The sequence below is a fragment of the Aquirhabdus sp. genome (assembly GCF_046462495.1).
Taxonomy (GTDB): domain Bacteria; phylum Pseudomonadota; class Gammaproteobacteria; order Pseudomonadales; family Moraxellaceae; genus Aquirhabdus.
On the sequence record NZ_JBKGVE010000004.1, the window covers coordinates 490,266 to 508,496 of the forward strand.

An 18,231-nucleotide genomic window follows, 5' to 3' on the forward strand; every position below is an offset into this window, starting at 1 on the left:
ACATGGTTCTAGAGTACTCCCGCTTGCATCAGAGTGCCATGCTCAGAAAACACCATATGGTTTAACAGTTGTATCTCTAGTTTATTGCCGTGCATAGATCTCGTCTAATCGTTTGATTTGAATGCTTGATAACTACAGGTTATCAAAGTCCGGGCAGCAACAGCTCATCTAAGACCACCTGAATATCGAGGTCAGCCGCTAGGCGCCAAGCAGCTTTGGATAAGGCCGACTGATTGTCACGGCGTAGCCTGACCAGACAGATATCCTCAGTGCGCTCAGGCGTGATCGGGTGAATGCGTAGTCCCGCTCGGGCGTATTGGGTGGGGAGTGCGCTTAAGGGCAGCACGGTGTAGCTGCGACCGCTTAAGGCCTCGGTGAGCAGGATGTCAATCGAGTTGGTTTCCAGCACCACATGGGCGGTAGATTCAAAGGTTTTAAAAATGTTGTCTAGTGTCTGGCGGTTTTGCATGTCCTGACCCAGCAGGCACAAGGGGAGCGCTGCGACTTCCGCCCAGTTCAGCTCGCGCGGTAGTGAGGTCTGGGCACTGGCGATGAGTACAAAGCGTTCGGCGTATAGCGGCAGCACATCAAAAGTTTCGTCCATCACGGAGCGGTCATAGAGCAGGGCAAGGTCGAGTTCTTGCTCCTTGAGACGCTTTAAGATGGCAGGCGTACTTAAAGACAGAATTTCCAGTGTCAATTGCGGAATTGACTGCCGATACTCGGCACAGAGCAGGGTCGCCGCGTGGATGGCGGTCGGTATGCCGCCCATGGTGAGATGACCTTTGGGGATGGTGCGCATCAGGTCGGCTTCTTCGCGCAGGCCATGCAGCGAGTGCAGCATCTCGCGCGCCCAACTAATGACCCGCTCGCCTTCAGGCGTGATGCCTTGAAAGGTGCGGCTGCGCTTGACGATGGTGATGCCTAGTTCTTGTTCCAGCTCGCGAATACCGTTAGACAAGGCTGGCTGCGACACATGGCAGCTCTCGGCAGCGCGACCAAAGTGGCGATGAGTGTCCAATGCGATGAGATAGTTCAGTTGACGCATGAACATGAGCGGGGTCTCTTCCTGACGATGATCTCTTTGAGTTTACCCTGATTTTGAGCAGAGAGGGATTGATTTGGCAGGGCTTTTGATCAAGCGACATTGCCTCGGTGATATGAATGATCATCAGGCATTGGCGAGGCTTTGATCTGTTATTTCTGAATCAATTTAACCTGCTTAAGCGCTTGAAACAGTTGCTCTTCATCGGCACGGCTTAAATTGGGCTGCTTGAGACTTTGTATGAAATCATGACGCTGGAGATGATCAATGCTCATGCCGGCGGCAAGTAAAACATGGATCTGGGTAATGATTTTAGTGGAGAGCGCGGCAACATCCGCACGCACCACATCGAGTGGTCGAGGTTGCCAACTGGTCTCAGGCTGTGCCTGCCATTCAGCGAGGTAGCGGTATTCTATCGCCTTGGCGGCACTGATCTGCGCGGTGATAAAGGGCTTGATCGACTCCGGATCTATGCCTTCCGCTTGCGCCTGTACTGCCGCTGCATCCAGCACCTTTTGCTCTTGGGCGGCATCTTCGATGGCGAGATGATTGACGGCTTTATAGCCGGCCACATCCTTCATATACGATAAACGCTGATTCATCAGCGCGGTCAGATCGGTGATATTGGCTGCATGGCTACCCACCGCAGTCAGCAGCAAGGCAGTGGTCATTGTTGCGGTGAGCAGCGTTTTATTCATGCGTAAGATCCAGAAGATATCAGTGCGTTTGCGGTAAGAGGTTACTGGTGAGCTTCTCTGCCATGATGCGCTCCACCGTATCCACAATCACTTGCGTAGTGCGATCAATTTCAATATTCAGGGCACTGTCCGCCCGCTTGTCTTCAAACACCGTAGCGCGGCGGGTTTCGGGGATCAGGCAGACTTCAAACCAGCCCTCTGTTTTGTTCACTTCGGAAATGGTCAGACTGGCGCCATTGATGGCGATATAGCCCTTGGCAAAAATATAGCGCAGCCAAGTCTGTGGCACATTAATACGGATGGCATAGTTGGCTTCGACCTGACGCACCTGATTGACCGTCGTACAGAAATCGACATGCCCAGACAGCACATGCCCGCCAATCTCGGCGCCTTCTTTGGAGGCACGTTCGGCATTGACGCGGCTGCCTTGGGTGTATAAACCCAGTGTGGTGACATCCAGACTCTGCTGCATCACATCAAAGGTAGCGCGGGTTGGCGTCACCACTTCGGTGACCGTCAGACAGGTGCCATCGATGGAAACACTAGCGCCAATCTCTAAATCCGTGCAGAATCCGGCGGGGAACTCAATATCAAAGGTACGAATCCCTTCAAAATCACGAATTCCGTCAATGGTTGCGACGGCTTTGATGATGCCAGTGAACATATCGTTCGCTCCAGATGCTTTGCGGTTTAATGTAACGCGTCTTGATGTGGGGTTGATGCGGCATCATATACATCATAAGACCGATCGGAAAGGGGTTTTCTGTTGAGGGCTTCTGTGGCTGTTTCTGTGGTGTCTGTATAAAGAGTATCCATCATGATGGATGAGATTTAAAGCCACCGTTTGATATCAGGATGATTTCAATATGTGGGGGTTGTGAGAACAATGTTTGACGAAATGTACAAAATTTTGCCAACTAGTTCTCATTGTGCTAGGCTTTATGAACGATAAAGGAGCGTTGTAAATGGACATTACAGCATCAAAAGTTGCGGCTGCAAAAAAAAGGTTAAAAAGTACCGATAGCGATAGTCGCTATAGCGATGCCATGGTTTTGAAAGAGCAAGGAAAACTTGAAGAAGCCGCAGAGATTCTACTCTCCGCCTGTATCACCCCATCCATTTTTCATGGTCACTACCAACAGTTATTCATCATTTGGCGCGCGTTTAATAAACGTGATCTCAAACAGGGTCAATATCGCCAAGTCATCGACCGTATCCGCAATATGATTCAGTTGAATGATGAAATGATTGAATGCATGACCAGCTACTGGAGTCAGCACTTCCATGAAGACGTCTCTGCTGAATACTTCGATCTGTATAGCAATGTGCTCATCTACGATGCCAACGCCCTGCTCAAAGCAGCCGAAGCCATCAATGATGTCGATAATCTGAAATTGGCGGTCAAACTCATCAATGGTTATATGGCGAAGAAGGCCTCGAAGCTGAAGTAGTCATTAAGCCACTTCATTCATCTTTAAACTGATTTGATTCACTTGCGATGTCGGGCTATAAAAAGCCCGAGCAGGGTGGCTGTTGCCTACATGTTGAAGAATGGATTTGCTCTCTGAGGCGTTAGCTTCTAAGCGTTTTATTCAACCTATCCTTAGCCTATAGTTTTATTATAAGGCCACCTTTGCGCGAGTCAACAATTCTCTCACCGAATCACCCTCAAAATCCATTCGATATCAGGTTTTTAAATCATCAAATTTGCGGTATTTCTACTCATCTTGATTCCGCTTCGATTGAGAAGCTCACAGAGGTGACGTATGACTGAACATGCCGTGATCATTGTCGGCGGGGGACCAACCGGTCTGGTGCTAGCTGGTGAGCTCGCTTTGGCGGGTGTGGATGTAGCGATTGTCGAGCGCCGCGCCAATCAGGAGTTGTCAGGCTCGCGCGCTGGTGGTTTGCATGCGCGCACCTTAGAGATTTTTGATCAGCGGGGCATTGTGGATCGTTTCCTTGAAGAAGGAAAGATCGCGCAGACCGCCGTATTTGCTGGGGTGTCACTGGACATCAGTCAGTTCCCGACCCGACACCCCTATGGGCTGGGGCTATGGCAAAAGCACATTGAACGCATCTTGGCAGATTGGGTGGCAGAGCTGCCAGTGACCTTCTATCGCGATCGTGAAGTGACCGACTTTATACAGGATGACAGCGGCGTGAGCGTCACGCTGTCTGACGGTCAGTCCCTGCGTGCTGAGTATCTTGTCGGCTGTGATGGTGGACGGAGTTTGATTCGTAAGATCACGGGCATCGAATTCCCCGGTTGGAACCCGACGGTCAGTTGTCTGATTGCTGAGGTTGAGATGACGGGGAGGCCGGAGCTGGGCATCCATCGTACCGCCTTGGGGATACATTCCTTCGGCAAAGAAAAATACGAGATTCAAGATGGTAAGGTGGTCTTTCTCGATGAAGGGCCGTTTCGGGTGATGGTGACTGAAGCTGAAATCGGCGATAAGACTGAACCTTCCTTGAGTGATCTCAGCCAAGCGTTGATTGCGGTATGCGGTACGGATTACGGCGCGCATAGCCCCACTTGGATTTCCCGATTTACTGACATGACTCGGCAAGCGGCAACTTATCGCGACAGGCGCGTGCTGCTGGCTGGCGATGCGGCGCATGTGCATGCACCAGATGGTGGACAGGGCATGAATACTGGGGTGCAAGATGCGGTCAATCTGGGCTGGAAGCTGGCTCAGGTGGTCAAAGGCATATCCCCAGACAGCCTGCTGGATACTTACCATGCCGAGCGCCACCCTGTAGGTGCGTTAGTGCTGCGCAATACTATGGCCTTGGTCGCGCTACGCCGTCAGGATGAGCGTACCAAAGCGGTGGGCGAGACCATCGTTGAGTTGCTGAGCATGGATGAACCGCGTAAACGATTTGCCGCGATGATGTCTGGTCTGGGCATTCATTATGATCTTGATGATCATCTTGGCGCGGGGCATCCCCTGCTGGGACGTCGTATGCCCGATCTCGATGTGACCACCGCAAAGGGTGAGCTTCGAGTCTACAGCTTGCTACATAGCGCGCAACCTGTATTGCTAAACTTCGGCAAGCCCGACAGCCTCGACATCACCCCTTGGGCAGATCGGGTGCAACACGTCGCGGCTGAGTATACGGGGATATGGGCGCTTCCAGCGCTGGGGCAAGTGGCAGCGCCGACTGCGGTACTCATCCGACCCGACGGTTATGTCGTTTGGGTTGGAGATGGTACAGAGCGCGGATTACATGCTGCGTTAGCGAAGTGGTTTGGATCAGGCGCATAGAGCAGTTGGGTTTGACGCGCAGTCATCGCGATGGTGCTGCACTAGGGACGATTGACCAAAAACACTCCTGTAATTGCCAGCAATCCGCCGACGATCAAGCTGGGGGTGAGCTGTTCATCGAGCAAGAGCCAGCCGAGCAGTACCCCAAAGACCGGCACCAGATTATTAAAGATCACGGTCTTGGCCGCACCGATGCGTGAGACGCCTTGGTAGTACCAGACAAACCCTACCGCCGTACCAAACACGCCCAAGTAAAACAGTCCAGCAAAAACCTTAAGGTTAAAGTGCTCTACATGCAGCCTCGGCAACTCTGGAATCGCGCAGAGCGCCAGCAACAGCGTACCCCACAGCGCCGCGAGTAAAGTGGTAAGTAGTGGCGACAACTCGCGTAGCAGTTTGCGCCCGCGCAAGGTGTAGACCGCCCATGCACTGACCGCCACAATCATCGACAGCTCACCCGCACCAAACGAGCCAGCAAGCTGGGTCAGATCGCCATGCGTCACCACCACGAGTACTCCGACCAGTGCCAACGCCACCCCAGTCCAGCGCGTGAGCGTGATGCGATCCCCAAAGAACACCGCCGCCAGTATCAGCGTGACCACTGGATTGAGCGCGATAAACAAGGAGGTGCGACTGGCAGGCATATACTTTAAGGCATTAAAAAAGCAGATGTTATAGAGCATGATGCCCGTAAGCCCCAGCACAAACGTGCCTGCCCATTGCGCCCGTGTGACGCGCTTCAGCACGGACAAGCCTTCGGTTAGATGCAAGGCAATCAGCAGTGCCAGTGTGGCAAAGATAAAGCGAATACAGCCCGCAGTCGCAGGCGGCAACTCTGCCGAAATCACCCGCCCCGCAATAAACGTCCCACCCCAAAAAAACGGCACTGCCGTCAAACGTAGATAAAGACCGAGGAGTGGATAGCGGCTGGTGGTTGTGGCAGGTATGGTCATGTGCGGGGTGCCTTGTGCGGTTCGGCTATTAAAAAAATAGACGCAAACTTGGACTGTTTGGTGAGCTTAAGTTTCTCACGATTAAGTCAAAAAATACATTTACACATCACATTAAATGACTTGATTGCCCTTTTATTCTTAACCATATTGGACAAGACTCCTTTATTCGTGAAGTTCATCATGGATGCCATTGATCAACGTCTATTATTCTTGCTTGAGCAAGACTCACGCGTCTCATTAAAGAAGCTGGGGGCGGCTGTGCAGATGTCTTCTCCCAGTGTGTCTGAGCGGTTAAAACGGCTTGAGGAGCGTGGGATTCTCCGGGCTTATACCATCGACATTGATCCCATAGCCCTTGGTTATACCTTGCAGGCACTGGTCAGAATCAAACCCTTGCCGGGACAGCTCAAAGTGGTGCAGGCGCTGATTGAGCAAACCCCAGAGTTTTGCGAATGCGATAAGGTCACAGGAGATGACTGCTTTGTCGCAAGGCTATTTGTCCGATCTGTAGAGCAGCTTGATTCGATCCTTGAGCGTATCTCTGAGAAAGCCGAACTGAATACATCTATCGTCAAGTCACAGCCGATCAAGCGGCGAGGAATTTTGGGGTGACGGGCGAGAGCATCAGTGCCATAAAAAAAGAGGCATCGTTTAAATGCCTCTTTATCGTTATACCTTTAATGCAGAATCAGACCTTTAAGTCTAACTCCGCAAGGCATATCAGTGTTTGATCAACTCAATTTCCGCGCCTTTACGTTTCGGATCGATCAGGATCTTGGCGTGTTGTTCAGGATCACGCAGGGCGCCAAAGGCATTGGTCACGCCTTCCAGACCCACCACACCGGTAATCAGTGGTGTGACGTTGACTTGACCTTCCGCAATCATATGCAGCGTATCGCGGAACTCAAGCGGCGTATAACCCAGTACAAACTGAATCTCCAGTTCCTTGTTAATCGCCAGTGCTGGCTCAATCTTGTCGCTCTGCATACACACGCCCACACCGACAATGCGTGAGAACAACGGTGCGCCTTCGATCAGTTGTTGCAGTACGCCGGGCACGCCCACGCATTCAAAGATCACCGGACGTTTCGGTAGTGCACCGAGTTTGTCCGCTACGCGCCAAGCGTGCCACCATGGTAGGGGCACCGCCTGAATTTTTTCAAACAAGCCCATACCAAAGTTGATGGCTTCCGAGACACTGCCCAGCAGACCAAATTCTTTCCAGTTTTTAAACGGTGATTCGTGCTTCGGATCAATCACGATATCGGCACCGCACTGCACTGCGAGTTTACGGCGGTTTGGAGAGAAGTCACTGGCGACCACGGTTTTGACCCCAGCGGCTTTGAGCATCAGGATCACCCCCAGACCCACCGGACCACAGCCAATCACGATGGCAGGTTCACTGGTTTTGATCCGACTGCGACGTACGGCATGCAGGGCGACTGCCATTGGCTCAGTCATTGCAGCGCTGTCTACGTCCAGACCATTGGGCACTTCAAACATCAGGCTTGACTGCACCAGCACTTGCTCGGCATAGCCACCAGCAGCATTGGGGGACAGACCGACCGATTGATAGCCGAGTTTGTCTACATTTAAAAGTGGCATGGCACAGATCAGCGTATCTTGTTTGAACTTACGGCGAGTCTTTGGACCGTAGTCGAGAATCTTGCCGCAGAACTCATGACCCATCACGAACTCATCAGAGGATTTGGCTATACCGTTAAACCCGACACGTGCGGCGAGGTTATGCATATGATCGCAATGCTGCTGCATGTGCAGGTCAGAGCCGCAAATCCCGCAGCGTACGACTTCTAGCAGTACGTGGCCTTTGGTCGGGACCAGTGCTGGGCGATCCGCGATCCGAAGCTCACTGTTTTGACAGAGTATCGATTTCATATGAAGCCTTCCTTTTTAGTTTTTTAGACATCGCCTAGAGGGTGGGTGGGTGCCAGAGGCAGGTGTTTTGAGTGGGGGATTATGGCATTTTTTTAGGATGGGGAGATTGCTTTTGCAGATGGTGCTGCGAGGTTTGTTGAGTCGTTGGAAACTTCTTCTTTGGATGTTCTTTTCTGTTCAGCTTCAAGTAAGGAGTTCAGGTGTTTTAATTTTTTGAATTTTAAGAGTGAGGCTGTCAATACCATGATGAAAATTAAGGTAGATATCAGCAATAACCAATAGGCGAAAGCCGATACATAGTGATGATTTAGAAAGTCTACAATAATCTGAATCAATACAAGGATTGCAAAGAGAACGACCAAAAGACCATAGCTGAATGTGAATGCCCAATTAAGCCAAAAGCCATAGGAGAGTTTTATATAGATAAGACCATCATCCTTTTTGCACAACTTATCTGCTGCATGTTTATATGCATTTAAGGGGAGCTTTCCATTGCTACTTGCAATAGTTTTTAGAATCACTTCTTGAAATTCAACTTTCTTAACTCCCGTGTGGTGAGCATTAATGAGAAATACTCTTTCACGTTCCAGAACCTGCTTTTGCACATCAGTGTCAGAGAAGTAGGCAATATCATGATCTATTTTTTTGAGTTTTCGTTCATAGACGAAGTCTAAGAATTCAATGAAATTCCGGGGAGTTAGTCCCCATTTCATTAATAAAAGTAAAGGAATTCCCACTAATGCAATATAGAATAAATTTTGTGGTGAAAGATAAGGGCTTAAGAGGCTGATGACTTCTGTGGATTCACTCATGGTGCGAGTCTCAAAATTTTGAGTTTGGATAAATGGATGATTAATACTACTGTAAGGAAAGTAAAATGAATAAAGAAATCATATCTGAGTTGGGGGAGTAAAATGACTTTTGAAGAAATTAGAGAGCAGATACAAATTCTAGGAACTCTAGGAGAAATTCCACACACGTATTTAAAAGTTTTTCCTCAATCTCCACAAAATGGGACGCCTCATATTGAAGTTAAGGAAAAGAGTTATGATTATGTTGTGCAAGAAAGAGGGTATGAATTTTCTCGTCAATCGACCACTGATCTAGACACGCTATTGTTTTGGGTGCTGAGTAATGCTGCTTCCCTATATGCTTTTGATTACGAGTCTAGACACAGAAAGTTAAATGAAGATACGCGGCAACAAGCATTTGCAATTACCGTGTCGATTATGGATAAAATTAACTCAGAATGGGGCACGCGGACTCAGGAGAAAATATCAGCAATTTTGATTGATGCGCCGTATCATATGTAGATTACGAAATTAAGTTTCATATTTTATAATAATCAATCCTCCATCGACTCTCCCAACTTCTTCTTAATCGCATCTATGGCAAGCCTGACCAAAGTCGGCGGCTGGCCTTTATAAGCATATACCGCATACACCGGCGCGTACTCACACACATAGTCAGGGAAGACCTGCACCAACTCACCACTTTGCTCATAGGGATGAAAGACAAAATCAGGGATAAAGGCAAAGCCACAGCCCGCCCGCACCATCGCCACCACCGCAAGCAATGAATTACAGTTGCGGTTGGCGGTAAAAGACAGCTTGACCACCTCTTGCGTCTGCTTATGTTTAAGCGCATGCGTAATCTGCGTGCCCTGCCAGCTATTCGCCACATAATCCACCTTCTGCGTAGACAGGTGCGCCGCCAGTATTTGCTCAGGTGAAATATTGTGTTTTTTCAGATATTCAGGGCTGGCGCAGAGCACATCATAGAAGCCGCCAATCTTCTTCTGCTTATATTCACTCGACGGCATCTTGCCCACACGAACCGCCAGATCGATCTTATCCTCGATTAGATTGGCGCGATTGTCATTGCCCATTAAAAACGGCGTGATGCCTTCGTGCTCACTCACCAAGTCACCAATAGCAGGTGCCACGATGGGACCGATCAGTGCATGTGGCGCGCTGATGCGGAGCGTGCCGAGAGCCAATTGCTGATGATCCCGCGCCTCTTGCCATGCCTGATAGAGCACATCGTGCATCTCGCGGCAGCGTTTATAAAACTGCTGTCCGGTCGAGGTCAGGGATTGCTGACGGGTACTGCGGGTAAGTAGGGTTAAGCCCAACTCACTCTCCAGCGTCTTTAAATGCAGGCTGACCACCGATTTGGAGATCCCCAGCCGCGCCGCTGCGCCGCTGATACTGCCAGCTTCCACGATTTCCACGAAATACAGCATATGCCGGATATGTCTATCCATATTGTTCTCATCTCACGAACACTGTGTTCTCAAATTATACGCTGATCAAGGTAAAAAATTCAGTTATTGTGGTGCCTTAATATAGTTGTATGGCAACACAGGGATTTAAGGAAAGAAACATGAGTGACTCATTTAACTTTCCCATTTATTTTAAAAGAACCCTGCTGACAGATGCGGTGGTTAAAAGCGTAGATATTACTCGCTATGCGGTGAAACACGGTCATCCCGACAAGCATAAAGTCGCGCTGAGTACCGATGCAGGCATGTGCTTCATTGAGCAAGGCGTGTCGAACTGGGCGATTGATCATGATTCGCTACAGGGGATGGTGCCGTGGGAAGAAGACATTCCGCCGATGGTGCGTGTCCGAGCGCTCTGGTATACCGCGACCGATGCACTGCGTGCGGATATCCGTGTGGTTTCCGGTGGCAATGCCAATGTGTTTGGCGGTATGGGAGCCTTATTGGTTCCCGATGGTTTTGCGATTCCGACCGTGATGGCAAGTCCTGAGAACGTGAAGTTCTATGGCCTTGAACTGATCGAGAATAAAAAGCCATTCACCGTGCGGTCTGAAAAAGTGGATATCGTCATGATGAAATATGACTATACCGCTTTTTATAAAAAAGAATATTTGATGCAGGAGCAGGGTGGCGGTGGCATGTTTTTGGAGACGCATGAGTTTCCGCACATCCATATTCCGCTCACCAAAGACTGCGGTGGTTATATTGTGATTGGTCGTCATTTAGAGGCGGATCTGTATTGCTTTACGGCCTTCCAGATTCCTTTTGGATATGGCCTGTATACCCCATCCAATACCATACATGGGGATGGCACATTGGTGGGTGAGTTTGGTTTGACGGTTGCAGACTCCGGCATGATTTCTGCGGATACGATATTGATCTATAACGAAAATACATTGCAGATGGCGCAGGACATCGTGCCAGATTGGATAGACGATTGATTGGAAATGATTTGCTTGAATCGTTGAACTTGTTCGCTAGGGGAAAATGTGGGCGCTAGAAACCACATCAGAACACACAAGAGGTATTCCTCTGAAGTTTAGGTCTGCTTGAAATTGATAGTCATGATGTCAATCATCAAGCAGGCTTAATCTGAAAGAGTGGGGCAGTGGCTTATTCGTGAGCGTGCTGTTCTTTATCGGTTTTATTGCTCAGGGAGTCCATCTTCTGAGCAATAAAAGCCCGCCTTCGGGCGGTTTGGTGTCTATAAAATTTGGGACGGTTGTCTCTATCTAAATCTGATAGAGGTTTTATAGACACACTTTTTTAATTATAAAAAAATCTGCTGCTCAAATTAAAAGGAAAACTCCCTCAAGTGATTGAGGGAGTTTTTCATTTTCTGGGGATAGCTCAGCGCTCAGCATGACTTGAGACAGGACCACACAGATGCAGGGCCTTGTTTCTGTGATCTGCCACACATCTTCAGCTTCATCCTCCTTTCTTAGTCTAGCGGCTGTCATATGATATGTGCATGACCGCTCTTTTTTTATCCAAATGGTGGATAATTTAATTTGAATAGTATTACCCTTTCATTGTAATGTTAGACACATCATAAACACATTGGATTGGTGTTTAATGATTCATTTCAATTGACTATAAAAGGATTTAAATCATGGCTAAATTGGATTTATCACCGCTACAAACGTTAGATGGCTTTATGGTTGGTGCTGTTGTGGATTCAACCAGTGGATTGAGCTTGGCAAATATCGGAAGTGGGGTTGATTTGGAGCTGGCTGCGGCAGGCAATACGGAAGTGATCCGTGCCAAACGCAAAGTGGCTGGTGCACTAAAGCTCAATGACAGCATCGATGACATCCTGATCACACTGGGCCGGCAGTATCATTTGATTCGCCCACTGGAAAAGAATCAGGACTTGTTTCTTTATGTGGTCCTAGACCGTTCAAAATCCAATCTGGCAATGGCACGCCATACCTTGAAGTCTTTTGAAAAAGAGCTGGATTTCTCTTAATCCCTTCTTGAAAGCATCACTAAACGAACACGAACAACTCAGGCTGCTCGTGTTTTTTTTGCTTATTTTTTGATGATGCACAGGAGAGGGCTGATCGCGAGGCTTGTGGCTCGTGGAGCTTGCTACTTATTCGTTGGGCTCAGAGTTGGTCGCTTGTTTCCCGTAGCTCACGCCGTGGGTTTTGAGGTAGTCGCGGATCAATTGACGCACCACTTGAGAGGGGGTCAAATCTTGCGAGGTGCATAGCGATTCAAAGGCTTGTTTCTTCACCGGATCAATCAATACAGTGAGCCGTGCGGTTTTATTTTCCAAAATGATTCATCTCCAATATTATAATTAAATGATAATCAAATTATAACAAAGGCACAAACATAATTTAATCACTCCCCAGAATGCCACGTCTGAGGTAACCCGTCAATTGAGTCCAGTTGGATGACATATCCAAGGATATTCTATACGCGATGACTCATGAGCATGTCGTTTTTTTTGAAAACGGCAGTTGAAAGGCTTGCTGGGATTGAGTTTGATAAGGGTTGCATAAATATCTGTCATAAAAAGGATTCTTGCGCTGAGTGGTTTGCGATGCACAGATTAAAATTATTTTTAAAAAATAGATTTATGGATATAGAACAAAAAAACGGAGTGTGATTTAATCAGCTTGCAAGCGATGCTATTTGCTTGCTCACAAGGAAGTTTTTATTTTTATAATAGGGTGTTATATGTCAAAGATATCATTGAACGGATTGTCTGCAACTGATGGTTTTGTGGCTGCAGCTTTAGTGGATAGCGAAAGTGGTCTGGCGCTGGCGACCTTAGGTTCTGGAATCGATCTGGAATTGGCAGCAGCAGGCAATACCGAAGTGGTTCGTGCTAAGCGTAAAGTGGCTGGTGCACTAAAATTGAATGACAAGATCGAAGATATTCTGATTACTTTGAGTAAACAGTACCATCTGATTCGTCCACTGGATCGCAATGAAAATCTGTTTTTGTACGTCGTACTGGATCGCAACAAATCGAATCTGGCCATGGCTCGCCATGAGCTGAAATCGTTCGAAAAAGAGCTGGATTTCTCTTAATTCATTTCCTTGCAACGCATGTTGTTCAAGCCGTGGGTCACTTCGATCCACGGTTTCGCTCTACTAAAAATTATATGAACGACGCTTTTAAAGAGTCAGGCAGGGTCCAAGGACAGCGCTTATCGTTTCTTTTTCTGTTTCCATCATCCAGCTTAGCCTAGCGATAGTGATGATAGGGAAGTCTTCGAGTGAGCGTGGATGAGTCTCATTGATACGCGTATTGATCTGCTAACCATCAATGATGTGTCGGTGGGTTTGCCGCATGTCGTTAATCGGTGCGCGTGATGCGTGGCTTCTTCTGAATAGAAATAAGGATAGGGCGTGCTGAGGATGACTGCGATCGATCTGATTGCGTTGTTTTAAGGATGGACATGGCTGATTGGAACAAGGATTAAAGGTGGCTATTTTTATACGATCGTCTGGGTTCTGCCATGTTATTTAAGGAAGTGTTGGGGGGGATGGATGCCATGGAAGCGGTACTTAAGGCACAGCATATAAGACACGATGACCATGAGGTCGTGAGTGTGTTTAAGCGGCAAGGAATGCCTCTGAGTGTGAAATTGGTCGAAATGCTGAACGAGCATTTTCTCCATCAGAGTGAGCGTCGGGGGTGTGGTTATACACAGGCAACGCGTGTATTAGCCGAATACATTAATCAGCCCAGATCGCTGCATGAGTTTGATGATCTCAAGCTGTTTGAAGACGCGACAATGAAGTCGCTGCGCGAGGTCATGGTGCATGCACAGTCACACGGACTCGTGCTGAACAGCTGGCGTAATCTGGATATTCATCCCAGTGTACGCGAGTATTTGCAGCAACATGATCCTGCAAGCTCGCCGTTTGCACAAGCGCTGCATGAGCAAGTTGAGTGGCAGCATCAGTTACGCCATATTCATGCCCAGGTTGGGCTTGAAGAAAGTCTACTGATTGTTGCGGTGATTCAAGACATTATTTTACCGCCTGAACAAGCGGCTGGACTGACTGACTTGCCTGTGCTCTTGGAGCGTCCAAAAGTGGGGTCTTGTCCCATGGCTGAAAAGTTCTTTTTGGAAATCGCGTATTATCGGGTCGCGCGGCGTGGCTTGGTCAATGTGTTTGTCGATGCAAATAATCGGCCTTTACTGATTGAAAAGATTAACATGGGGGATGACCACTCCTGTATCAGTCTGGAAACGTTGCTGGTGAATGGTGTGCGCGTACCCGCAGGCAGCTCATTTGCCGTGGCGTATGATGATGAGCGAGTGAGCAAGCTGAAGGCTAAAGGTTTAGCAGGTTTTATCATGCCGGTATCCGAGATTGAGGGCTTTTGGTTTTTGCGTCTGACGACGCTGGTGGTCTCTCCGCAAAACCGCAAGCGTGCGTTTAGTACTCATTTTAGCCAGCAAGTTGAAAAAGGTTTATTCAGTCCCGATGTGGCAACCCTGTCTCAATTGAGAGAGGTAGCTGCGCGACAAGTCACAGGCGCCTAGCATGAACGTATCAAAATAAGGAATCTTGAGTGTGATTAAGGCCTGTTTTTCTTCGCGCTATTTTGCAGAAACGCATACCAACAGTATGGAAAAATTGCAATTTGTTGCACAAGCGATTGTCGAGCAGTCTTTGGCGCAGCTGGTTGAACCGGAATTGATAGATCCGGATATATTGCGGATGTTGCATGCGCCCAACTATGTCGATGCTTTTTTGCAGGGGGAAACCTCTTTAGCGCGGATGTCGGGTTTTAAGTGGTCTGAGGGGCTGCGTGATGCGGTGCTGGCAATACAGGGTGGTCAGCTCATGGCTGCCGAGATTGCTTTGGCAGAGGGGATTTCTGCCAATATTGCGCAGGGATTTCATCATGCCATGTATGAATACGGCGGCGGCTTTTGCACCTTTAACGGTATTGCGTTAGTCGCACAGCAGTATCCGGATAAACAGATCTTTGTGCTGGATTGTGATCAGCACGGTGGCGATGGTACTGCGGAATTTACACGCCGTTTGCCGAATCTGTTCAATTTCACCATCTATGGTTTGGCTTATGGTTGCCGCGACTATGAGCGGAGCATTGGGCGTTATATTCACCCCAAGGACGGTTCTTTTGCGCTGTATGAGGCGGCCTTGCAGGAGGGGTTCGAGCTAATCCGGGCGCAACGTCCTGATCTCGTGATTTACCAAGCCGGGATGGATTGTCATCAGGCTGATCCTTATGGATCATCATGGTTTGACTCAGCGGCAGTATATAGACGAGATAGTCTGGTCTTTGAGTTTGCCAAGCGCGAGCAGATTCCGATTATGTTTGTTCTGGCGGGTGGCTATCAGGCACTCCCAGATTTGGTCAAACTTCACGTCAGTACCTTTCAGGCTGCGAATCAATTTTATTGAGGGTGCATGCTGATGTTGGTGGTCTGTCGGCGCGACCGTTCCACAAAAAATAATCCCAAAGCCAAGAGGGGGAAGGCGAGTCCAATTGCACAGACCAGATTCCAGCCGCCGTGGGTAAACAGCAGGCTCGCAATTGCCGATCCGAATGCGCCACCGACGAAGAATATCGCCATATACAGCCCATTCAGGCGACTGCGATGTTCGGCTTTCAGCGCGTATATCGCGCGTTGGCCGAAGACCAGATTGGCTTGTACACCCATATCCAGCAGGATGCAGGCACTCACCAAGGCAATCAGTGATCCATGTGTCCCCAATGCTGCCAACGCGAAAGCAATAGCCACCATAACGAGTGATGCCCCAGTGCCGAAGCGACTCCAGCCGCGATCAGCCAGCATCCCCGCGATAGGTGCGGCGATTGCACCCGTGACGCCTGCCAGCGCAAACAGGGCGATTCCACGTTGAGACATCGCAAAAGTTGGACCGGCCAATTGTAGGGGAACTGCGGTCCAGAACAATGTAAAGGCGGCAAATAACGCCGCTTGATACGCGGCTCGCCAGCGTAAAACGGGGGTGTTGATGAGCAACACACCGAGTGATTTGATGAGTTCGTGGTAACTGTGATCCGCATCTGGTTGCCGCTTTGGTAGCACGTATGCCATCACCACGGTTGTAATCCCCATCGCCACTGCCGAGCTGGCAAATAGAGCTCTCCAGCCAAAGGCATCGGTAAACAAGCTCGCCACGGGTCGTGCCAGCATGATCCCCAGTAGTAGCCCACTCATGATGGTTCCCACGATTTGGCCTCGTTTAGCCACGGGGGCCATATGTGCTGCAATCGGAACCATCATTTGTACGGCCACGGTACTAAAGCCAACCAGCGTCACAGCGACCATGAACACGATGGATCCACAGGCTGTGGCTGCCAGCGCCAAGGCAAAGATCAGTGCGGTTAGACAGGACACCACCAGACGCCTGTTTTCAAGCAAATCACCCAGCGGGACGAGGAAAATCAAACCAGCGCAATACCCCAGTTGGGTCAATGTGACGATCAGGCTGGACATCGAGACGGGCAAGCCCAGAGACGGTGCAATGATGTTCAGTAATGGCTGGGCATAATAGAGGTTAGCGACCGTAAGACCACAGGCCATCGCGAGTACGCCGACCAGCCAACCTGGCAAGTCTTGAGTCCGTTCAGTGGAAGCGTGCTCAGCGTCCATCAGGCTGACCTTGATTGAACGCTGCTTCAATCCAGTTTCCGAATTCACTCGCCAGGTGCCATTGGTGACCTTTCAGCACTTGCGGCAAAATCAGTAATGGATATTCCACTAGCAGTCTGGCACGGAATCCCGAACCCTCGTTGCGAAATTGGTGTCGTACACCACCCAGAGCGACACCACTGGCTGAACGTGCTACACCCGCAATCTGTAGGGGATAGGTATGATCAATGGGCGAGCGTAGGCTCGAAAGATCCTCATAGTCGATGAGGAAATGTGCGGCCAACGGCGAACCACCGTTGGTTTCCACGACCTCTTGCGAGCCATCGGCATTGGTTCTAATCATGTAGTGGTCTGGCGTACCCGCCAACATGGCGCGCTCGTTATTGATTTGGGCACATTCGTTAAACCACGCGATAAACTGTTCAGCTGTCCCTTGTGAGGTGACGAGCTCTGTGATGCAGAGTCGGCGGAAACCAAACGATAAACGTGCTGTAAGTACCGCCATTGGATTGGATACGGCCAACTCCCAGCGCAGCAACTTCAAAATGCCTTCATTCCCAAGGACCTGCTTTCGATCATCCAGTTGCTGGCGCAGGATGGCAAGATCATCACTGACAGGCTTTACGCCTAGTTTCTTGAGAACAACCAGCGCGCGTTTCTTTTCCCACGCCAAGACCTGCGCGCGTGGGATCTCTTTGCCATTGATGATGGTTTTGATTTCAAGGTTCATAGTAGACTATCTCGGCGGTCATTTTTAATGTACATAAATGCAACTATAGTTGCATTTATGGAAAGAGTAAATACTCTTGATTGGAGATATGGATGAACGGTAGCGCTGTTGCTGAACCGAGTGAGTCGGGAAAAGTCCGGCACAAGGGCGGGCGTACTGCGCGGGTGATGGCAGCGGTGCATGAGGCAACCTTGGCGTTGCTGGAGGAGCGCGGCTATGATCGGATGGAGATTCCCGAGATTGCCGAGCGTGCTCAGGTCAATAAAACATCCATTTATCGTCGTTGGCCCAGCAAGATGGAGCTGGTTCTCGAAGTGGCCTTGACTCGCATCGGTGTTACTATTCCCATTGTGGATACAGGGAGCCTGCAGGGTGATTTGATTGCCTTGTTAAGCAGGATTGCACTTATGCTTGCTACCCCCTTTGCAGGCGGATTACTCCGTGCGCTTATGGCCTCAAGCAATCAGAACGATGACCTGCAGAAGGCACGAACCACATTCTGGGATGCCCGTTTTGCGACTTCTGGTGTCATTGTTGAGCGTGCGATTGCCCGCGGGGAGCTGCCAGAAGGCACGAACTCCCGACATTTAGTGGAGTTTGCTGCGGCACCTTTGTTTTACCGGACACTGGTGACGAATGAGGCAATCACGGATGAAGATATCTGGCGTGTGGCTCAGCAAGCCTGCCGGGCATTTAGATGAGTCAAGCTTCAGGAAGACCAGAAGTATAAAAA

At 49.3% G+C, this 18,231-nt stretch carries 21 protein-coding genes and 1 pseudogene; 11 read left to right on the forward strand and 11 right to left on the reverse strand.

Annotation, left to right across the window (positions count from 1 at the left end):
- Window positions 1-142: 142 nt before the first annotated feature.
- The gene (locus tag ACLHG7_RS05715; RefSeq protein WP_410210391.1) at window positions 143-772 is read right to left on the reverse strand and encodes a LysR family transcriptional regulator substrate-binding protein; all 630 of its coding nucleotides are present in this window, start codon (window positions 770-772) and stop codon (window positions 143-145) included.
- Between ACLHG7_RS05715 and ACLHG7_RS05720 the strand changes: the two genes are divergently transcribed.
- Window positions 746-928 (forward strand): hypothetical protein, encoded by a 183-nt coding sequence (locus ACLHG7_RS05720; RefSeq protein ID WP_410210399.1) that lies wholly within the window; start codon window positions 746-748, stop codon window positions 926-928. The genes ACLHG7_RS05715 and ACLHG7_RS05720 overlap by 27 nt on opposite strands.
- Here ACLHG7_RS05720 and ACLHG7_RS05725 read toward each other — a convergent pair.
- The 3 genes and pseudogenes from ACLHG7_RS05725 to ACLHG7_RS05735 form a co-directional block, all read right to left on the reverse strand.
- Window positions 929-1,054 (reverse strand): annotated as a pseudogene (locus ACLHG7_RS05725) (LysR family transcriptional regulator); the annotation flags it as partial.
- A 143-nt stretch (window positions 1,055-1,197) separates the two neighbouring features.
- Window positions 1,198-1,743 (reverse strand): chorismate mutase, encoded by a 546-nt coding sequence (locus ACLHG7_RS05730; protein ID WP_410210075.1) that lies wholly within the window; start codon window positions 1,741-1,743, stop codon window positions 1,198-1,200.
- Between the two features lie 19 nt (window positions 1,744-1,762).
- Window positions 1,763-2,407: a riboflavin synthase subunit alpha gene (locus ACLHG7_RS05735; RefSeq protein WP_410210076.1), complete on the reverse strand. Its 645-nt coding sequence runs from the start codon at window positions 2,405-2,407 to the stop codon at window positions 1,763-1,765.
- Between the two features lie 301 nt (window positions 2,408-2,708).
- Here ACLHG7_RS05735 and ACLHG7_RS05740 point away from each other — a divergent pair, with 301 nt between their 5' ends.
- Together ACLHG7_RS05740 and ACLHG7_RS05745 are read left to right on the forward strand one after the other, a co-directional pair.
- A complete protein-coding gene (locus ACLHG7_RS05740; protein WP_410210077.1) occupies window positions 2,709-3,194 on the forward strand; it encodes a hypothetical protein in 486 nt (161 codons plus the stop codon).
- Between the two features lie 315 nt (window positions 3,195-3,509).
- The gene (locus ACLHG7_RS05745) at window positions 3,510-5,015 is read left to right on the forward strand and encodes an FAD-dependent monooxygenase (protein ID WP_410210078.1); all 1,506 of its coding nucleotides are present in this window, start codon (window positions 3,510-3,512) and stop codon (window positions 5,013-5,015) included.
- Window positions 5,016-5,056: 41 nt separating this feature from the next.
- Here the strand turns inward: ACLHG7_RS05745 and ACLHG7_RS05750 are convergent, their stop codons facing one another.
- Window positions 5,057-5,968, reverse strand: coding sequence for a DMT family transporter (locus ACLHG7_RS05750; protein WP_410210079.1), 912 nt, complete (start codon window positions 5,966-5,968; stop codon window positions 5,057-5,059).
- A 177-nt stretch (window positions 5,969-6,145) separates the two neighbouring features.
- Here ACLHG7_RS05750 and ACLHG7_RS05755 point away from each other — a divergent pair, with 177 nt between their 5' ends.
- Complete coding sequence (locus ACLHG7_RS05755) at window positions 6,146-6,580, forward strand: Lrp/AsnC family transcriptional regulator (protein ID WP_410210392.1); 435 nt, start codon at window positions 6,146-6,148, stop codon at window positions 6,578-6,580.
- A gap of 108 nt (window positions 6,581-6,688) precedes the next feature.
- On the opposite strand, the gene ACLHG7_RS05760 is transcribed toward ACLHG7_RS05755, so the two are convergent.
- Together ACLHG7_RS05760 and ACLHG7_RS05765 are read right to left on the reverse strand one after the other, a co-directional pair.
- Window positions 6,689-7,864 (reverse strand): zinc-binding dehydrogenase, encoded by a 1,176-nt coding sequence (locus ACLHG7_RS05760; RefSeq protein WP_410210080.1) that lies wholly within the window; start codon window positions 7,862-7,864, stop codon window positions 6,689-6,691.
- 92 nt (window positions 7,865-7,956) lie between these two features.
- Entirely contained in the window at window positions 7,957-8,676 is a 720-nt protein-coding gene (locus ACLHG7_RS05765; protein ID WP_410210081.1) for a hypothetical protein, read from the reverse strand.
- A 102-nt stretch (window positions 8,677-8,778) separates the two neighbouring features.
- Between ACLHG7_RS05765 and ACLHG7_RS05770 the strand changes: the two genes are divergently transcribed.
- Window positions 8,779-9,177 carry an Imm63 family immunity protein gene (locus tag ACLHG7_RS05770; protein ID WP_410210082.1) on the forward strand — a complete coding sequence of 133 codons (399 nt, stop codon included), beginning with the start codon at window positions 8,779-8,781 and terminating at the stop codon, window positions 9,175-9,177.
- 32 nt (window positions 9,178-9,209) lie between these two features.
- On the opposite strand, the gene ACLHG7_RS05775 is transcribed toward ACLHG7_RS05770, so the two are convergent.
- Window positions 9,210-10,130, reverse strand: a complete 921-nt coding sequence (locus ACLHG7_RS05775) for a LysR family transcriptional regulator (protein ID WP_410210083.1) — start codon at window positions 10,128-10,130, stop codon at window positions 9,210-9,212.
- Window positions 10,131-10,249: 119 nt separating this feature from the next.
- Here ACLHG7_RS05775 and ACLHG7_RS05780 point away from each other — a divergent pair, with 119 nt between their 5' ends.
- Both ACLHG7_RS05780 and ACLHG7_RS05785 read left to right on the forward strand, forming a co-directional pair.
- Window positions 10,250-11,089 (forward strand): hypothetical protein, encoded by an 840-nt coding sequence (locus ACLHG7_RS05780; RefSeq protein WP_410210084.1) that lies wholly within the window; start codon window positions 10,250-10,252, stop codon window positions 11,087-11,089.
- A gap of 671 nt (window positions 11,090-11,760) precedes the next feature.
- Complete coding sequence (locus ACLHG7_RS05785) at window positions 11,761-12,117, forward strand: roadblock/LC7 domain-containing protein (RefSeq protein WP_410210085.1); 357 nt, start codon at window positions 11,761-11,763, stop codon at window positions 12,115-12,117.
- A gap of 126 nt (window positions 12,118-12,243) precedes the next feature.
- On the opposite strand, the gene ACLHG7_RS05790 is transcribed toward ACLHG7_RS05785, so the two are convergent.
- Window positions 12,244-12,429: a CopG family transcriptional regulator gene (locus ACLHG7_RS05790; RefSeq protein WP_410210086.1), complete on the reverse strand. Its 186-nt coding sequence runs from the start codon at window positions 12,427-12,429 to the stop codon at window positions 12,244-12,246.
- 407 nt (window positions 12,430-12,836) lie between these two features.
- Between ACLHG7_RS05790 and ACLHG7_RS05795 the strand changes: the two genes are divergently transcribed.
- The 3 genes from ACLHG7_RS05795 (at window position 12,837) to ACLHG7_RS05805 (ending at window position 15,551) form a co-directional block, all read left to right on the forward strand.
- Window positions 12,837-13,193 (forward strand): roadblock/LC7 domain-containing protein, encoded by a 357-nt coding sequence (locus tag ACLHG7_RS05795; protein WP_410210087.1) that lies wholly within the window; start codon window positions 12,837-12,839, stop codon window positions 13,191-13,193.
- 467 nt (window positions 13,194-13,660) lie between these two features.
- Complete coding sequence (locus ACLHG7_RS05800; RefSeq protein WP_410210393.1) at window positions 13,661-14,662, forward strand: hypothetical protein; 1,002 nt, start codon at window positions 13,661-13,663, stop codon at window positions 14,660-14,662.
- Between the two features lie 31 nt (window positions 14,663-14,693).
- Window positions 14,694-15,551: a histone deacetylase gene (locus ACLHG7_RS05805; RefSeq protein WP_410210088.1), complete on the forward strand. Its 858-nt coding sequence runs from the start codon at window positions 14,694-14,696 to the stop codon at window positions 15,549-15,551.
- Here ACLHG7_RS05805 and ACLHG7_RS05810 read toward each other — a convergent pair.
- Both ACLHG7_RS05810 and ACLHG7_RS05815 read right to left on the reverse strand, forming a co-directional pair.
- The gene (locus tag ACLHG7_RS05810; RefSeq protein ID WP_410210089.1) at window positions 15,545-16,768 is read right to left on the reverse strand and encodes an MFS transporter; all 1,224 of its coding nucleotides are present in this window, start codon (window positions 16,766-16,768) and stop codon (window positions 15,545-15,547) included. The genes ACLHG7_RS05805 and ACLHG7_RS05810 overlap by 7 nt on opposite strands.
- The gene (locus tag ACLHG7_RS05815) at window positions 16,758-17,498 is read right to left on the reverse strand and encodes a hypothetical protein (RefSeq protein ID WP_410210090.1); all 741 of its coding nucleotides are present in this window, start codon (window positions 17,496-17,498) and stop codon (window positions 16,758-16,760) included. Before ACLHG7_RS05815 ends, ACLHG7_RS05810 begins: the two co-directional genes overlap by 11 nt.
- Before the next feature lie 92 nt (window positions 17,499-17,590).
- On the opposite strand from ACLHG7_RS05815, the gene ACLHG7_RS05820 reads away from it, so the two are divergent.
- Entirely contained in the window at window positions 17,591-18,199 is a 609-nt protein-coding gene (locus ACLHG7_RS05820) for a TetR/AcrR family transcriptional regulator (protein WP_410210091.1), read from the forward strand.
- The last annotated feature ends 32 nt before the right edge of the window (window positions 18,200-18,231 follow it).

Excerpts from the sequence above, each read along its gene's own strand:
- ACLHG7_RS05780 (WP_410210084.1), top strand. The coding sequence starts at position 10,250 with ATGAGTGACTCATTTAACTTTCCCATTTATTTTAAAAGAACCCTGCTG.
- ACLHG7_RS05800 (WP_410210393.1), top strand. The coding sequence starts at position 13,661 with ATGGAAGCGGTACTTAAGGCACAGCATATAAGACACGATGACCATGAG.
- ACLHG7_RS05810 (WP_410210089.1), bottom strand. The coding sequence starts at position 16,768 with ATGGACGCTGAGCACGCTTCCACTGAACGGACTCAAGACTTGCCAGGT.
- ACLHG7_RS05820 (WP_410210091.1), top strand. The coding sequence starts at position 17,591 with ATGAACGGTAGCGCTGTTGCTGAACCGAGTGAGTCGGGAAAAGTCCGG.
- ACLHG7_RS05795 (WP_410210087.1), top strand. The coding sequence starts at position 12,837 with ATGTCAAAGATATCATTGAACGGATTGTCTGCAACTGATGGTTTTGTG.
- ACLHG7_RS05740 (WP_410210077.1), top strand. The coding sequence starts at position 2,709 with ATGGACATTACAGCATCAAAAGTTGCGGCTGCAAAAAAAAGGTTAAAA.
- ACLHG7_RS05730 (WP_410210075.1), bottom strand. The coding sequence starts at position 1,743 with ATGAATAAAACGCTGCTCACCGCAACAATGACCACTGCCTTGCTGCTG.
- ACLHG7_RS05750 (WP_410210079.1), bottom strand. The coding sequence starts at position 5,968 with ATGACCATACCTGCCACAACCACCAGCCGCTATCCACTCCTCGGTCTT.
- ACLHG7_RS05765 (WP_410210081.1), bottom strand. The coding sequence starts at position 8,676 with ATGAGTGAATCCACAGAAGTCATCAGCCTCTTAAGCCCTTATCTTTCA.
- ACLHG7_RS05770 (WP_410210082.1), top strand. The coding sequence starts at position 8,779 with ATGACTTTTGAAGAAATTAGAGAGCAGATACAAATTCTAGGAACTCTA.
- ACLHG7_RS05815 (WP_410210090.1), bottom strand. The coding sequence starts at position 17,498 with ATGAACCTTGAAATCAAAACCATCATCAATGGCAAAGAGATCCCACGC.
- ACLHG7_RS05785 (WP_410210085.1), top strand. The coding sequence starts at position 11,761 with ATGGCTAAATTGGATTTATCACCGCTACAAACGTTAGATGGCTTTATG.
- ACLHG7_RS05715 (WP_410210391.1), bottom strand. The coding sequence starts at position 772 with ATGGGCGGCATACCGACCGCCATCCACGCGGCGACCCTGCTCTGTGCC.
- ACLHG7_RS05735 (WP_410210076.1), bottom strand. The coding sequence starts at position 2,407 with ATGTTCACTGGCATCATCAAAGCCGTCGCAACCATTGACGGAATTCGT.
- ACLHG7_RS05745 (WP_410210078.1), top strand. The coding sequence starts at position 3,510 with ATGACTGAACATGCCGTGATCATTGTCGGCGGGGGACCAACCGGTCTG.
- ACLHG7_RS05775 (WP_410210083.1), bottom strand. The coding sequence starts at position 10,130 with ATGGATAGACATATCCGGCATATGCTGTATTTCGTGGAAATCGTGGAA.
- ACLHG7_RS05760 (WP_410210080.1), bottom strand. The coding sequence starts at position 7,864 with ATGAAATCGATACTCTGTCAAAACAGTGAGCTTCGGATCGCGGATCGC.